This is a genomic window from Pseudomonas sp. NPDC089534 (assembly GCF_044749305.1).
Lineage (GTDB): Bacteria > Pseudomonadota > Gammaproteobacteria > Pseudomonadales > Pseudomonadaceae > Aquipseudomonas > Aquipseudomonas ekonensis.
Genome location: NZ_JBIVHR010000001.1, coordinates 1 through 14,317 on the forward strand (window position 1 = coordinate 1; position 14,317 = coordinate 14,317).

Consider the following 14,317-nt stretch of genomic DNA (forward strand, 5'->3'; position numbering starts at 1 on the left):
CAAAGATCATCCTGGACGAAATGGAGCAGGCGGAGGCGCTGATGGCCGAGTCGCGCTCACGGCCCAGGGGCAAGCTGCGCATCAGCGCACCGGTCACGTTCGGCAGCCACGGGCTGGCTCCGGCGCTGCCGGCCTTCCTGCGCGCGCACCCGGAGGTCTCGGTCGAGCTGTGCCTCTCCAACCGGACGGTCGATCTTGTGGAGGAGAACTACGACATCGTGTTCAGGACCGGCGAACTGCCCGACAGCAGCCTGGTGGCCAGGCACCTGGGGGCATATCCGCTGGTGCTGTGCGCATCGCCCGGTTACTTGCAGGGCGCCGCGCCGCTTGAGACGCCCGAGGACCTGGCCGATCACGAATGCCTGGTGTTTTCCCACACGTCCATGCGCACCGCCTGGTCCTTCGACGGCCCCGAGGGGCGGGTCACGGTGCGGATCGTCGGCCGCTTCCGCACCGACAGCGGCGAAGCGCTCAGAGGCGCGGCGGTGGCAGGGCTCGGGGTGATGCTCCAGCCCATCGAACTGGTGGCGGAGGAACTGCGCGACGGCCGGCTCGTGCGGTTGTTGCCCGAGTACGTGCCGTGTGCCCGCCCGATGCATGTGCTGCATGCCTCGGGGAGACGGGCGACACCGAAACTGCGGGCGTTCCTGGACTTTGCCGTCAGGACGTTCAAGTACCCGTGATGCGCAGGCGCGGGGCGATCACTCAAGCTCGGCGGCGTTCTCTTCCAACGCCTGCCGGCGGTACGCCAAGACCGTCTCCTCATGGGCCGCGCCCCATTCGCGCATCGCGGTGATCAGCGGGATGAGCGTTTCGCCCAACGGCGCCAGCGAGTATTCCACCTTCGGCGGAACCTCTCGGTAGACCACCCGGTTGATCACCCGGTCGGTCTCCAGTTCGCGCAGTTGCAGGGTCAGCATGCGCTGGGTGATTTCCGGCATCAGGCGGCGAAGCTCGTTGAAGCGCCGCGTGCCGCCGATCAGGTGGAAGAGGATCAACGACTTCCACTTTCCGCCGATGACGTCGACCGTGAAGGTGACGGGACAGGCGAAGGCTTCCACTTCACCGTGGGGTATGCCGAGTCTCATGGACAGCTCCAATGGTTACAAAAATGTACCTACAGCACATAAATGTGCGTACTTACATGAAAAGCCTGTGCAGCCTAGCATGATCGCCGTCCTTTGAATCCACGGAGTCATCCTGCATGAGCTTGTTGCTTTCCCCCTTTGAACTGAACGGCCTGAAACTGCGCAACCGGGTCGTCATGTCGCCGATGTGCATGCACATGGCGGCCGACGACGGTTTCGTCACCCCGTGGCACCACGTGCACTACGGCGCCCGAGCCCAGGGCCAGGCCGGACTGATCTTCCCCGAGACGCTGGCGGTGGCCAAGGACGCCCGCATCGGCGAGGGCGACCTGGGCATCTGGAGCGACGATCATGTCGCCGGCCTGAAGGGCCTGGTCGATCTGCTGCACAGCTTCGGCGCCAAGGCCGGCGCGCAGATCGGCCACGCCGGCCGCAACGCGGACCTGCCGGGCGTGGAGCGGGTGGCGCCGTCGGCGATCCCGTTCACCGAACAGAGCCCGGTGCCCCGCGCCCTGGACGTGGAAGAGATCGCCGCGCTGGTCAAGGCGTTCGGCCAAGGTGCGCGCCGCGCCCTCGAAGCCGGGTTCGATGTGCTGGAGCTCCACACCGCCCATGGTTACCTGCTCAACGAGTTCCTGTCGCCGCTGGCCAACACCCGCACCGACGCCTACGGCGGCGACGCCGAGCGCCGCTACCGGATCGTCCGCGAGATCATCGATGAAGTGAAACAGGTGTGGGGCGACCGTCCGCTGTTCGTGCGCATCTCCAGCACCGACTACGTCGAAGGCGGCAACACCCCGGAGTCGTTCCTGGAGTACGGCCGCTGGATGAAGGAGCAGGGCGTGGATCTGATCGATTGCAGCTCGGGCGGCATCAAGATGATCAAGGTGCACACCTACCCGAACTACCAGGTGCCGGCATCGGAACTGCTGCGCAAGGAACTGGACATCGCCACCAGCGCCGTGGGGCTGATCCAGAACGGGCGCCAGGCGGAAGAGATCCTGCAGAACGGCCGGGCGGACCTGATCTTCGTCGGCCGCCAGATGCTGCGTGACCCGTTCTGGGTGCGCAGCGCGGCGGATGACCTGAAGGAATACATCGAGATTCCGAAGGCCTACACGCGCTACGGGGCGGTGTGGCTGGATGCCAAGGTGCCGGCCTGATGTGAGGGGCCCGGGGCATTGCACTTGAGACGTGCATGCCCTGGGCTTTTTTTTGCCTGTCTGAACCGGTTCCCTCAGAGCCCCACCCGACGCAACCGTCCGCTCAACGCCACCACGCCGCCCTCCGGCGTGGGCAGCGGCCGGCCCTTCAATCCCATGCCTTCGCTGATCAGCACCGCGTCCTGCAGCACGCACAGGTTGGAGGGGGTGTCGAGGTCGCGGGCGAGCACGGTCACCTGGGCGGTTGTCAGGTCGCAGCGCAGCAGCCGTCCGCTGAACCGGGTGAAGCCGCCGTGCCGGGGCTCGCCGTGCCAGTCGGCGGTCAAGGGTTGCTGCAGGCGGTCGCAGAGTTCGAGCACCAGCACGTCCCCCTCGGCACTCAGGGCCAGCCCGGTGGGCAGTTGCAGGCCGTCGATCAGGCGCTCGATCTGTCCGCTGTCCGGCCACGCCCGGATCACCTGGCCGGCCTTGTCGGCGAAGTCGATGCCTTTGCGATCCGGATCGCCGTGCAGTTCGCCGGAGAACAGGCTGATCAGCACGGCGTCCGTCGCCGGTTCGTGCACCAGGGTGACGGGCACGGCTTCCTGGCCCTGATTCAGTTCGGGCAACCGGACCAGCACACGTTCCTCTTGGCCGGGCCTGAACTCCACCAGCTCGTTGGTATCGGGTTTGACCGCCAGCCAACTGCGGCGGCCTGGGTGGTAGCACAGGGCGTTGAGGTTGCCCCGGCTGTGGCACACCGGCTCAGGCGGGCTGTATTGCAGGTCAAGCAGTTTGGAGCCTTCGACATAGTCGGTCTGGCTGACCAGGCAGCGGCCGTCGCCGAACGCGATGTCCGACAGCCCCATGATTTCGTCCCGCAGCATGCGGGCCTGCATGTTCATGGCGCGGAAACCCTGCGCCAGGGTTTCCCGTGGCAGGTAGGCTCCAGGGTTATGCGGATCGGGCCGCAGCCGGCTGATCCGGCCGCTGAACGGTTCGTCCGGCAGGCCCGAACCGGCCTCGGCCAGCAGCAGGCTGCCGTCGGCCTGGGCGCAGACGCCGCGGGGGTTCAGCAGGCCTTTGGCGATGATCGTCTGGGGGCGCAAGGCCTCGCGGGGCTGCGCCGGGATGTGCATGGGCATGGGTCTCTCTCCGTGGACAAGCGCCGGGTGACAGGCCTGTCACCCGGCGTTCCTGCGTGAAGCGCTGCCGCTTCAGGCCTTGCGTTGCGGGTAGTCGCTCAGGCTGAGCGGGAAGGGTGGGTAGTTATGCTTGACCAGCGCATTCGCCCACAGCTCCAGGATCGCCCGCCGGCTCTGCGGCAGGTCCCGGGTGATCGGCATCGCCAGGGTGCTTTCCTCTTGGTACTCCTTGCTGATCAGCACGATGAACTGGTCGATGGCGCCTTCGATGCGCGGCAACGAATTGAGCGGCATGTACTTGTTCATGATCGGGTACAGGTAATAGAAGGGCTCCAGGATGCGGGGGTAGATGAAGGTCGTCCAAATCAGCTCGCCGGCATCGGGTTGCTGGTAAATGCGGTTCCACGCATCGACGAAGTCCTGCTGCATCTGCGGCTCCTGCGGCAGGATGCGCAGCGGTGCGAGGAAATCGACGTAGGCCTGCCCCGACGCGAAACTGAAGGGGATCGACGGCGGCTGACCGCTGTCGTGCAGGAAGAAGCGCAGGGTCGGGAAGCCCGCCGCCCGCCCCGTGACGGTCAACAGGGCAATGCCGTTGGCGTCGGTCTGGATCCGGGTGTAGGTGTACTGCACCGAGCCGTTCGGTTCATCCTGCAACTGACCTTCGGCCAGGATGGGGTTGTCGAACGACAGGCAGGGGCTCAGGGCCACCGAACCCGGCGTCGGCAGGTACTGTTGGTAGCTGACCGGCTGCTCGGTGGGGGACGCCTCGGCTATGCGGGTTGCGACGATCTGACGGCCCGTGCCGTCGTTGACCCTGCGTGCGACGGTCGGCATGCCTTCGAACTGCGGCAGGTTGGAGCTGTTCTTCGAACGGTCTTGCGGGTGATCGATGAACAGGGTGAAGTCGGCGTGGTTGCTGAACGTCAGGTAGTAGTCGGACGTGCCGACGAGGTAGGGGTTGCTGTATTCGGCCACCGTCAGCACGGTGCCGGCCGGCGCGGGCTGGCCGTCGTACTGCACCATGATGTGCAGCGTCCGGCGCTCGCCCACGTCGATGAAACTGCCGCTTTCGACCACCTCGGCGGTCCACATCTCCTGGGTCGCGGCCACTACGGGCGTCGACGTCTGCAATTGCAGCTCAAGGGTGCCGCTTTGCAGTTGCTTCTGCGCCTCGGCGTCCAGGGGCAGATCGAGGATGCCGGAGCGTTTGTCGAACTCGGACTGCCGGTAATCGTTGAAGCCGAAACCGACCAACGGGGTGAACTGGTCACCTTGGCGTATCCCGAGCTTGTAGTTGCCGGCCTCGAACTTTTCCGCCACCGGTATGGGGGCCTTCGAGTCGAACGCGTAGCTGGGGAAGGTGTTCAAGAGATCCAGCGACAAGGTGTCGCCATGGGCCTGCACCGACATGACGCCCAGCGTCACCGCGTTGTCGGCTTGCCCGACGCCGGTGACGGGAACCGGTTTGGCCGGAACCAGGCGTCGACCGGACGGCGCCGTCGGGTACTCGCCGTCCAGCCACAGGCCCAGGGTGCCTGATGTGCGGCTGTAGGCCGGGTTGAAGAAGATGCTGCCGACGTTGTCCAGCCCTTGCTGGTACATGTCCTGCAGCTTCGCCAACGCCAATGGCGTATCGGAACGGGTGTCGACGAACGGGTAGTTGTTGAACACGCCGTTCCTGTCGTAGCAGGTCAGGTAGGAGGAAAACCGGAACATCAAGCCCTGGGCGTTCTGCTGTTCCATCTGTTCCTTGAGGTTGCGCAGCAGGGCCGAATCGCCGATCGCCCAGCTGAGGTTCTCCCTCGGGAAGCAGGTTTGCCAGGTGACGGTCACGTAGATCAAGCCGCGCAGCGTCGCCGCCCAGTTGAAGTTGAGGAAGCGGTCGAGCATCCGGTACTGCCGGTTGAGCGTCAGGCCGCACTGGTCGTCGCCCAGCACCAGTTTGTCGAAGTACAGCGCCGTGAAGGTGTTCTGCCAGGGGCTCACGTCGACGAAGCGCGCCGCCGTGGGGCTGGTGCTGCCGAACGGGTTGCCGATCAGGTTGTAGGTCTGGTTGATCAGGGGATCCTGATCGACGTAGCCGCCGTTGGGCAGTTCGCCGCCGATGATGACGGAGCGGGTCTGGTCGTAGTTGACGGTGCCGCAGGCGTTGTCGCCGAACAGGTCCCATTCCCCGGGCAGCATGGTGGGGGGGCTCATGCCGACGTTGCCCGGCACCTGGGTGACGTAGGCGGGCGCCTCGTGCAGCACCCGCGGGGCGATGATCCAGGGCATCAGGTCGCTGGCGGCATTGGCCGGCGTGATGTTGTAGTGCTCGAGGAACCGCCAGTTCATCTCCATCCTCACCGCGTCGTAGAGCGGGTAGGTGTCGTTGTTGTTGGCCGTCGGCGGGTTCCAGAACATATGGCCGTTCATGTAGATGCGGGGGAAGTTCAGTACGCTCATGTCATGCTCCTTAGCGTTGCCACTGGGCGCGCTTCAGCGACCAGACAAAGTCCAGTTTGTTGTAACCGGCAAAATCCGATGCCGGCACCAAGGCAGTGGGGTAAACGATGCCTCCTTGCTGTTTCAGAGCGAAATTGAAGTAGCCGTCCTTCTTCGAGTACGCGGCCGTGTCGTGACAGGCGAAGCACGAGGACTGGCTCTGGAAGGCCGACTCCAGCTGGGAGTTGGCGAGCAGGGTGGGGGTCGTCCGAATCTGCGTGCCGATCTGTTCGTATTGCGCCAACTGCGGGAACTGGCCCTGGAACTGCGTGTTGACCGGCTGCGCCGCAGCGGTGGGGCCGGTGCTGTTGGTCATCGGCGTGGGCGGAATCGCATTGGTCACGGTGTACTTGCTGTTGTTGCGGTTCTCGAAGGTGGTCCACACCCAGCCGGGGTTCAGCTTGTTGATCACGTGCAGGGCGCTCAGCGCGGCATAGCCGACCTGATACCCGTCCTTGTCCTGGTAGTAGGCCTGGCCGATGTAGTAGCCGTCGTCTTCCAGCCGCTTCTGGTAGGCCGGGTCATCGCCGATCCACAGCCAGCCGGACTTCAGCTCCCAGGCGTCGGAAGGGAAGGCCAGGTTGCTGGTCAGCGCGTACTGACCGTTCATGTTGTAGACCTGCTTCTCGACGATGTAGTCGAAGGTGCCTTCGCCCATCAGCAGTTGGAACCGCACCGGTTTGCCGCGCTCGGTCTCCGGCACGTCACCGCCCATCTCCAGGATCAGCCCGTCCACCTGCTGGATGGCGTTGAGGTTGTGGAACACCCGGCTCAGGTTCATCTTCTGCTGCGTGGCCTTGTCCAGCACGGCCTGGGGCGTCGGGACGCGTTGGGCGTAGGGCAGGGGCTGGGCGCCGTTGCTCAGGTACACCTGGTCCGACGGTTTCATGGTTTCCCAGACCCGGTCGGGGCTGTCCTCGGAGGCCGGTTGGTTCAGGCAGGCGAACCAGTTCCAGCTCATGGTCTCCGGGCTTTGCGCGAATTCGGCCCGGGTCTTGTTCAGGTCGCCGCCGAATTGCAGGAAGTTGCTGCAATCGAAGGTGTCGTTCGTTCCCGCCTGGGCTAATCCTGCCAGGGTACTGAGAACGGTTATGGAGATGGCTCGCCGCATGTGAGCTCCTTGGCATTGGCCAGGTGGGTGTAGGTCTGCCCCAGGAAATGCTGCAGGAGCAGTTGTTGCACCGCCGTCGCCGCCAAACGCTGCGGCAACGGCAGGTCGCAATCGGTGATGAGCAAAGGGCCGGTCTGTTCGTCGGCAGGCGGGCGGCCATGGCTGCCGCGGACCATGGACGTGTCCAGCGGAATCAGGTCCATGTAGTAGCGAAAGCCGAGCTTCTTCTGCAGCAGGCGGCGCGCCACTTTGAGTTTCGGAAAACGGATGGCCGGGTCGATGAACAGCTCCAGCGGGTCGTAGCCCGGCTTGCGGTGGATGTCCACGGTGCGGGCGAAGTCGGGCGCCTTGCGGTCGTCGAGCCAGTAGCGGTAATCGAACCAGTGCCCTGGGGCGGCGACGGCCACCAGCTCGCCGCTGCGCGGGTGATCCAGTTGCCGGGTGCGCTGCTCGCCTTTGTCCAGCACCTGTTCGATGCCGGGGTCGCGCTGCAGCAGTGCCTTGACCCGTGGGAGGTCGCGGGCGTGCTTCACATAAATGTGCGCGACCTGATGATCGACCACGGCGAAGGCCGCGCTGGCCCCCGGATCCAGCAGCTCCCAGGTCAGCGACTGGCGCACCTGCAACAGGCCTTCCGAGCGCAGTATGCGGTTGATCGACACCGAGCGTTCGACGGTTTCGATTCCGTATTCGGACAACAGCATCACCGCCGCGCCCTGTTCCCGGGCGAAATCGAGCAGGCGGCCGACCTCGCTGTCGATGGCCCGCACCTCACCCGCGACCGAAGGATGATCGGGGCCCACCCGTTGCAGGCTGTAGTCGAGGTGGGGCAGGTAGATCAGTTGCAGGTCGGGCCGGTTGAGTTGGAACTCGAGCAGGGCGCAATCGACGATCCAGCGGCTGGAGGCGATGCCGGCCGCCGGCCCCCAGAAGCCCGGAAACGGGAACTCGCCGATCTGCGCCTCGATGCGCTCGTGCAGCCCCGGCGGCGACGAATACAGGCCGAACAGCTTGCGGCCGTCGGCCGGGTAATGCGGGCGCGGGGTGATCGAGGCGTCCACGTTCGCGTACATGTTGTACCACCAGAACAACTGGCTGCAGCGAAACCCCGGCAGCTCGCGCTTGAGCACGTCCCACACCTTCTCGCCCTGGATCAGCGCGTTGGGCTGCAGCCAGAAACGCACTTCGGCCTGATCGCGGAAATACCAGCCATTGCCGACGATGCCGTGCCCGGAGGGCGGCAGCCCGGTGAGAATCGACGCCTGCACGGTGGATGTGACGGCCGGAAACGACGGTTGCAGGCTGGCCATCTGCGCCGTCTTCAGCAGCGCATTGATGTGCGGCGTGTCCGGGCCCAGCAGCGCCGGGGTCAGCCCGACCACGTTGATCAGCATCAGCGGTTGACGCGGGCGTTCAGAGGGCATCGGCGCTGATCTCCTGTGCGTGGGCTTGCAGCAGGCGCCGCTGACGAAGTTGCGCCTCGACCCAGCGCAGCTCGGCGCCGATCCCTTCGAGCAGGGCCTGTTCATCGGCGGGCCGCAGTGAAGCGGGCAACACGCCCCAACTGTAGGTTTCCACCTCCAGCACCGGACGAAAGTCCTTGTGCTCGGCCAGGTAGTCGAAGGTCTGCGCCAGGGCCATCTGACTGCCGCTGAGTTCAGGTAGCAGCAAGTGTTCGCTGAACAGCGGCACGTGGAAATGGATCCTCAGCTCGGGGTAGCGCCCCGGATGCTTCGCGCAATCGTCGAGCGCCGCGGGCAGGTCCGGCCAGGCCATCAAGCGGCCCTCGGCATCCCGTGCCTTGACCTGATGCAGGTACGTGGCTTCGGAAAAAGCGCTCAACACGTCAAGGATCTGCCGGGCGCGGTTCTCGTCCAGACCGTCCAGGCGGCAGATCAGCGCGTTGGACAGCTGGATCTTGCCGACCGGCACCCCGGCCTGGCGCAACCGGTTAAGCGACTGATAACAGTCTTCGAACATCACCGCCTGGTGGCAGACGTCGAAACACAGCGCGAGATGGCCATGGTGCGGATCGACCGCTTGCCAATGGCGGAAGAACGCGATGGCCTGGTCGGTGTTTTCCAGGACGCAATCGGGCTCCATCTCCAGACAGAACACGATTTTCTTGCCCGTTTCCCGGTGCAGCCTGGCGAGCGAGGCGGTGAGCTGGCGCAACTGATGCTCGGCCCGCTGCTGCAATGCCGGGCTCCAGCGGGCGGCATAGCCCAAGGGAACGGTGGAAATCACGCCCTGAGGGCAGTCCGCCGGCAAGGCCTGCGCGAGCAGGTGCGCCAGGTTCAGGCTGTACGCCAAGCGCTTCGGCTGGCTCCAGTCGGGCAGGTAGACATCGGCTTTCACCGCGCCGTCATGAAACTGCCCATACGGAAAGCCGTTCAGCGAAGTCAGGCGCAGCCCCTTTTGCTGGAGCATGCCCAGGAACTGCGCGCGGGCCGGCGCCTGTTGCAGCTCGGCGGCGGCGAGGGCGCTGATCCACAGGCCGCTGTCCTGTTCGCTCAAGCCCCGCAGCCGGCGCACGCCCTGAAAGTGCCGCTCGATGGAGGCCCGCGTTCCGGCCAGGTCCCGGGTCGGGTGCACGTTGCTGCAATAGCCGACCTGCGCGGCCGTCCATCCGGCGGCTGCGCTCATTTGATCACCGGATCCTGACCGCGCAGGGCGGAGTTTTCCTGCCACTGCTTACGCTGGTCGATGGGCAGCGGCGTGCTGACCAGGGCCTTGTCGAGCTGGCCGCTCTGGGCGAAGAAGTCCACCGGGTTGTGGAACAGCACCTTTTCGACCTGGGCTTCGCTGAAGCCGGCGTCCAGCATGGCCTGGCCCGTCTTCGGCACTTTGAGCGGGTCGCTGATGCCCCAGTCGGCGGCGCTGTTGACCACCATCTTGTCCGTGCCGTACTGCTGGAGCAGCGCGACCATGCGCGTCTCCGACATCTTGGTGTTGGGGTAGATCGAATGGCCGCGCCAGCAGTCGGTCTCCATCACCAGCGGCAGGGTCAGTTCGTTGAGGTGGTCGATGATCACCTGATGCTCCGGGATCCCGATTTCTTGGATCACGGCCAGGGTGCGTTTGGTGCCGCCGATCTTGTCGCGGTGCGGGGTGTGCACCAGCACCGGCAGCTTGAACCGCTTGGCCAGCTCCAGCTGGATGCACAGAAAACGATCCTCGGCGGGCGTGATGTCGTCGTAGCCGATCTCGCCGACGGCCACGACGCCGTCCTTCACCAGATAGCGCGGCAGAATCTTCAGCACTTCGTCGGCCACCGACAGGTCATTGGCCTCCTTCGGGTTGAGGCCGATGGTGCAGAAGTGGTGGATGCCGAACATGCTGGCGCGAAAGCGCTCCCAGCCCAGCAGGGTGTCGAAGTAGTCCACGAAGCTGCCGACGCTGGTCCGGGCCTGGCCCTGCCAGAACGCCGGCTCGATCACTCCGGTGATGCCGGCGGCCGCCATGTTCTGGTAGTCGTCGGTGGTGCGGCTGACCATATGGATATGCGGATCGAAGTACTTGGGCATGGTGACTCCTCGTCAAAGGCGCAGGCGGGTTGGGCATCAGTTCGTTGGGGTGCCGGCCAGGTGGCCGTGCCACTCCGGCGGCAAGCGGTGCTGCCGCTTCAGGTCGTCCAGCCTTTGGCGTTGCGCAGGGTCGAGCAGGCTGAAGGCGATCAGCCGGGGCAATCCGGCGGACACCGTGCGTTCGGCGGCGAGCTGTTCTTCCAGCAGGTCGAGGGCTAACTGGTTGAGGGTGACGCTGTGCCGCTGCGTCAGGCCGATCAAGCGTGCGGCGTCGAGCCCCATGCCGAGTGCCTTCAGCACCAGCTGGTGGAAGGCCCGTTCGGGGTAATGGCGCGACGGGTAAGGAGAGTCGAGGGCGAGGGCGGCGAACACCTGGCTGTTGCTGGTGCGGCCGGCCTGCAACGCCAGCTCAAGGCAACGGCCATGGCTGTCGAGCCAGTCGAGGGCCTTGAGCAGGGCGACCTTTTCGTGGTCGTCGCCCCACAGAAACAGCTGATGCAGCAAGGGCAGTTGCGCGCCGGGGGCGTGGTGTTCGAGCACGTGGGCCAGCAACAGGGCGCGCGCCAGTTCCAGGGTGCTCCAGCCGTTGTCGGCCACGGCTTGCTCGCGCAGATGGCGCTTGCACTGGCTGCTCAACAGCGCGGCGGTGTCGGCGTCCGGGGAGCGGGCAAGCTGTTCCTGCGCTTCGCGCCACCATTGCAGCTCGGTCGGATCGAGCTGGCGGATCAGGGCTTGCTGAAGTTCGGCCAGGCATTCGCGGCGCATGTCGAGCGCGTCCGTGGGCGGTACGGTGACGTCCATGTTCATGTCGGTTTCACCCAGCGCTGAAAGTGGGGAAGCAGGAAAAACACCATCACGCAGAACAGGCTGCCCAGCGGCTGATCGGCCACGGCCATCACCAAGGCATCGAACAGCGGCAGGGCCGCCAGCCCCGCACCGATGAAGGCCCGCACCTGCCGTCGCCGGGGATCGGCGAGGTGCCGCCGGTAGTGCCATCCCAGCCAGCCGAGCCACAGCAGCAACACCGGCCAGAACCACAGGTTGTCGGCGTACACCGCCAGGGCCAGCGGGCTGAGCATCAGAACCAGGGGCAGGCGGCTGAGCAATTGGTTGCGGTGTTCCTGACGGGCCAGGTAGGTCAGTCCGCTGATGTACACGCCCAGCAGAACGGCGCAGAGCCAGATGGGCTCCGGCGGCACCGCCAGGCTGGCCGCTGCGGTGAGGTACAGCGCCGAGCGGCAGGCGCCCATCAGCCAGACGCTGTGGGCGTACTTCTTGTGCAGCAGGTTGTAGCCGAGGATGCAGCCCACCAGCAGCACGACGCTGCCCAGCAGCCAGTGCGGCTGGTCGGTCAATTGGCTCAGGCCCAGCGCCGAGGCCGCCGCCAGCGCCAGCAACAGCAAGGTGGCGAAGCGCACGTGTTCCCGGCTGACCAGGCCCAGGGTGATCGGGCGCGGGTTGTGGTGCAGCAGGTCCCAGTCGGCATCGAGCAGATCGTTCAGCAGCATGCCGGCCAGGTACAGCAGCGAGAGTGTGACCAGCAGCAGAACCCACACCAACGACGACGGCGGCGCCAGGGCGCCGGCACTGCTGGCCAGCAGCGTGGCGGCCAGGGTGTTGGTCCACACCGTCGGCAGGTTGGAGATCCGGCCCAGGGTCATCCAGGTCTTGAGGCCCGACATCTGGCTCATTGCGCGCAGCCCTCGTTCAAGGCCAGTGCAGAGGCACTGCGGGTGGACAGCCGGATCAGCGCCTGTTCCATCAGCCGGTCATCGATCTCATGCAGGTCGATGGATGCGCCGATGCGATTGAGTAGGGGAATGGAAAGCTGCCCGCCCAAATGCTGGCGGAATTCCTCCAGCCCGAGCAGCACCTGCGAACGGCCCTGCGAGTCTTTCAGTGCCAGTTCCGGCGGGCACAGGTTGAAGCCGAGCCGGGTCAGCAGCCCAAGCACACGCTCAGTCTCGGCATCGCTCAACAGGCCGAGGGCATTGGCGTAGAGCCCGTCCAGGGCCATGCCCACCGCGACCGCCTCGCCGTGGCGCAGGCGGTGATGACTGAGGTTCTCCAGCCGGTGCGCGGCCCAGTGGCCGTAGTCCAGCGGCCGCCCGTTGCCGCGTTCGAAGGGGTCGCCGGCGCCGGTGATGTGCCCCAGGTGCAGTTCGGCGCAGCGGCGGATGGCGTAGCGGCTGGCGGGATGATCGAAGCGGGCGAGGGCGTCGGCCTGCTGCTCCATCCATTGGAAAAAGGCGTCGTCCTTGATCAGCGCCACCTTGACCGCCTCGGCCAGGCCGGCGATCTGGTCGCGGCGGCTGAGGCTGGTCAGCAACTGAAAGTCGTTGATCACGGCGGTGGCGGGGTAGAACGCGCCGAGCAGGTTCTTCTGGCCGAAGGCATTGATGCCGTTCTTCACCCCGATGCCGGCGTCGTTCTGGGCCAGCACCGTGCTGGGGATGCGGATCAGGCGAATGCCCCGGTGGAAGGTCGCGCAGGCGTAGCCCACCGAGTCCAGCACGGCACCGCCGCCCAGGGCCAGGACATAGCAGTGCCGGTCCAGCCCGTGCTCCAGCATGTCGGCGTACAACTGCTGCAGCACCTCGCCGGTCTTGCTCAGTTCCCCGGCCGGCACGGCGATGGGCGGCGCCTTCAGGCGCAGGTCGCCGGCGTGGGCGGCGAACCAGGCTTCGATCTGCCCCGACAGCTGCGGGGTGGATTGCAGCAGTTGTTCATCGGCGAACGCCAGCACCGTCACCGGGCCCCGTTGGCCGGTGGTGAGCTGTTGGTGCAGGCAGGGGTTGAGCGGGTCGAACAGATGATCGGTGAACAACACCGGATAGTCGTAGCGGACATCGAAACGGCCTTGCAGCGGGCGCTCCGGCGCCGGCCTGCGCAAACTCTTGAACAGGCTGTGCCCGGCGATGAACAGCCCCGGCAACACCATGCTGGCGAGGAGGGTCACCAGCAGCGCGTTCTGTTCGACAAGCAAGGTGCCGATGGCGCTGTAGGCCAGCGCCAGGCCGGCATTGGCCAGGGTGGTCACCAGCACGAACGCGCGCAGCGGATAGCGCTGCATGCCGGCGGCCACCACCGAGGTCTCCGCCAGCACCGGCACGCCGCGAAGGCAGATCAACGACAGCGTGCCCAACCGGTACGCCAGTTGCCCCGGCTTGCGCTGATGCAGCCCGAGACGCCCGGACAACACCCGGAAATACCCGGCGCCCAACGCATACCCCAACCACGCCCCCAGGCACAGGCCGATGAAGATCACCAGATATCCGCCCACACCGCCCAGCGCGGCCACGGCCAGCAGCGCCACCATGCTCGAAGGCACCGGCAGGACGACGTCCAGGGCCAGCAGTGCGATCAGCACCAGAGCCAGGTTGATTTGCTGGGCGGGCGTGCGGGGCAGGTACAGGTCGAGCTGAGCGATGAAGCCGTGGATCTGCTGCTCGAACAGCAGGAAGCTGGCGATCACAAGGCCCGAGAAGCAAAACACCGACACCCAGAAATGATCAGCGGGCCCGCGTGCCGAACGCACACGGTGCAAAAGACTGCGCTTCATCAAGCATCCCTCTTGATTCGTTTTGACTGAGATCCGTTTCAGTGACTAAAGGCAGTGTGCTGATGGCTTTCTGGGAGAGGGCGCCTCCTGGCAGGGTGATGGTGTTTTGATGTTATTTAATTGGAACTCACACAAAACTAGACGGTCGCCGGGGTTTTGCAAGGAGGATCGATTGGGTCTGCCGACGACCTCCCTGACTTGGGGGGAAACGCTAGGAGTTTGTCTTTTTACGGTGGATTAGCGGCAACTTGAGCT

General features: G+C 65.5%; 12 protein-coding genes. 2 read left to right on the top strand and 10 right to left on the bottom strand.

From position 1 onward, the window contains the following. Positions 1 to 683, top strand: a 683-nt coding sequence (locus ACIP0B_RS00005) for a LysR substrate-binding domain-containing protein (RefSeq protein ID WP_400828670.1), incomplete at its 5' end; no start/stop codon positions are given. A gap of 18 nt (positions 684 to 701) precedes the next feature. Here the strand turns inward: ACIP0B_RS00005 and ACIP0B_RS00010 are convergent. Then, positions 702 to 1,088 (bottom strand): winged helix-turn-helix transcriptional regulator, encoded by a 387-nt coding sequence (locus ACIP0B_RS00010; RefSeq protein WP_400828672.1) that lies wholly within the window; start codon positions 1,086 to 1,088, stop codon positions 702 to 704. Between the two features lie 116 nt (positions 1,089 to 1,204). Here ACIP0B_RS00010 and namA point away from each other — a divergent pair, with 116 nt between their 5' ends. Next, on the top strand, positions 1,205 to 2,251 hold the full coding sequence (namA, locus tag ACIP0B_RS00015) for an NADPH dehydrogenase NamA (RefSeq protein WP_400828674.1): 1,047 nt from the start codon (positions 1,205 to 1,207) through the stop codon (positions 2,249 to 2,251). Between the two features lie 74 nt (positions 2,252 to 2,325). Here namA and ACIP0B_RS00020 read toward each other — a convergent pair whose 3' ends face one another. From ACIP0B_RS00020 to ACIP0B_RS00060, 9 genes are all read right to left on the bottom strand, one after another. Further along, positions 2,326 to 3,375 (bottom strand): hypothetical protein, encoded by a 1,050-nt coding sequence (locus tag ACIP0B_RS00020; protein ID WP_400828676.1) that lies wholly within the window; start codon positions 3,373 to 3,375, stop codon positions 2,326 to 2,328. Between the two features lie 72 nt (positions 3,376 to 3,447). Then, positions 3,448 to 5,823 carry a hypothetical protein gene (locus tag ACIP0B_RS00025; RefSeq protein ID WP_400828678.1) on the bottom strand — a complete coding sequence of 792 codons (2,376 nt, stop codon included), beginning with the start codon at positions 5,821 to 5,823 and terminating at the stop codon, positions 3,448 to 3,450. A 10-nt stretch (positions 5,824 to 5,833) separates the two neighbouring features. Continuing rightward, positions 5,834 to 6,973: a hypothetical protein gene (locus ACIP0B_RS00030; RefSeq protein WP_400828679.1), complete on the bottom strand. Its 1,140-nt coding sequence runs from the start codon at positions 6,971 to 6,973 to the stop codon at positions 5,834 to 5,836. Next, positions 6,952 to 8,397 carry an alkaline phosphatase family protein gene (locus ACIP0B_RS00035; RefSeq protein WP_400828680.1) on the bottom strand — a complete coding sequence of 482 codons (1,446 nt, stop codon included), beginning with the start codon at positions 8,395 to 8,397 and terminating at the stop codon, positions 6,952 to 6,954. The genes ACIP0B_RS00030 and ACIP0B_RS00035 overlap by 22 nt, the downstream gene beginning before the upstream one ends. Then, on the bottom strand, positions 8,387 to 9,619 hold the full coding sequence (gene eboE / locus ACIP0B_RS00040) for a metabolite traffic protein EboE (protein WP_400828681.1): 1,233 nt from the start codon (positions 9,617 to 9,619) through the stop codon (positions 8,387 to 8,389). Before eboE ends, ACIP0B_RS00035 begins: the two co-directional genes overlap by 11 nt. Then, positions 9,616 to 10,500 (bottom strand): TatD family hydrolase, encoded by an 885-nt coding sequence (locus ACIP0B_RS00045; RefSeq protein ID WP_400828683.1) that lies wholly within the window; start codon positions 10,498 to 10,500, stop codon positions 9,616 to 9,618. Before ACIP0B_RS00045 ends, eboE begins: the two co-directional genes overlap by 4 nt. Positions 10,501 to 10,536: 36 nt before the next feature. Continuing rightward, positions 10,537 to 11,307 carry an EboA domain-containing protein gene (locus tag ACIP0B_RS00050; protein WP_400828686.1) on the bottom strand — a complete coding sequence of 257 codons (771 nt, stop codon included), beginning with the start codon at positions 11,305 to 11,307 and terminating at the stop codon, positions 10,537 to 10,539. Further along, a complete protein-coding gene (locus tag ACIP0B_RS00055) occupies positions 11,304 to 12,191 on the bottom strand; it encodes a UbiA family prenyltransferase (protein ID WP_400828689.1) in 888 nt (295 codons plus the stop codon). The genes ACIP0B_RS00050 and ACIP0B_RS00055 overlap by 4 nt, the downstream gene beginning before the upstream one ends. Continuing rightward, entirely contained in the window at positions 12,188 to 14,062 is a 1,875-nt protein-coding gene (locus ACIP0B_RS00060; RefSeq protein ID WP_400828691.1) for a 3-dehydroquinate synthase, read from the bottom strand. The genes ACIP0B_RS00055 and ACIP0B_RS00060 overlap by 4 nt, the downstream gene beginning before the upstream one ends. Between the last annotated feature and the right edge of the window lie 255 nt (positions 14,063 to 14,317).

Coding starts and splice junctions, on each gene's coding strand:
- ACIP0B_RS00060 (WP_400828691.1), bottom strand. CDS start 14,062: ATGAAGCGCAGTCTTTTGCACCGTGTGCGTTCGGCACGCGGGCCCGCT.
- ACIP0B_RS00025 (WP_400828678.1), bottom strand. CDS start 5,823: ATGAGCGTACTGAACTTCCCCCGCATCTACATGAACGGCCATATGTTC.
- namA (WP_400828674.1), top strand. CDS start 1,205: ATGAGCTTGTTGCTTTCCCCCTTTGAACTGAACGGCCTGAAACTGCGC.
- ACIP0B_RS00030 (WP_400828679.1), bottom strand. CDS start 6,973: ATGCGGCGAGCCATCTCCATAACCGTTCTCAGTACCCTGGCAGGATTA.
- ACIP0B_RS00055 (WP_400828689.1), bottom strand. CDS start 12,191: ATGAGCCAGATGTCGGGCCTCAAGACCTGGATGACCCTGGGCCGGATC.
- ACIP0B_RS00045 (WP_400828683.1), bottom strand. CDS start 10,500: ATGCCCAAGTACTTCGATCCGCATATCCATATGGTCAGCCGCACCACC.
- ACIP0B_RS00020 (WP_400828676.1), bottom strand. CDS start 3,375: ATGCCCATGCACATCCCGGCGCAGCCCCGCGAGGCCTTGCGCCCCCAG.
- ACIP0B_RS00010 (WP_400828672.1), bottom strand. CDS start 1,088: ATGAGACTCGGCATACCCCACGGTGAAGTGGAAGCCTTCGCCTGTCCC.
- ACIP0B_RS00035 (WP_400828680.1), bottom strand. CDS start 8,397: ATGCCCTCTGAACGCCCGCGTCAACCGCTGATGCTGATCAACGTGGTC.
- ACIP0B_RS00050 (WP_400828686.1), bottom strand. CDS start 11,307: ATGAACATGGACGTCACCGTACCGCCCACGGACGCGCTCGACATGCGC.
- eboE (WP_400828681.1), bottom strand. CDS start 9,619: ATGAGCGCAGCCGCCGGATGGACGGCCGCGCAGGTCGGCTATTGCAGC.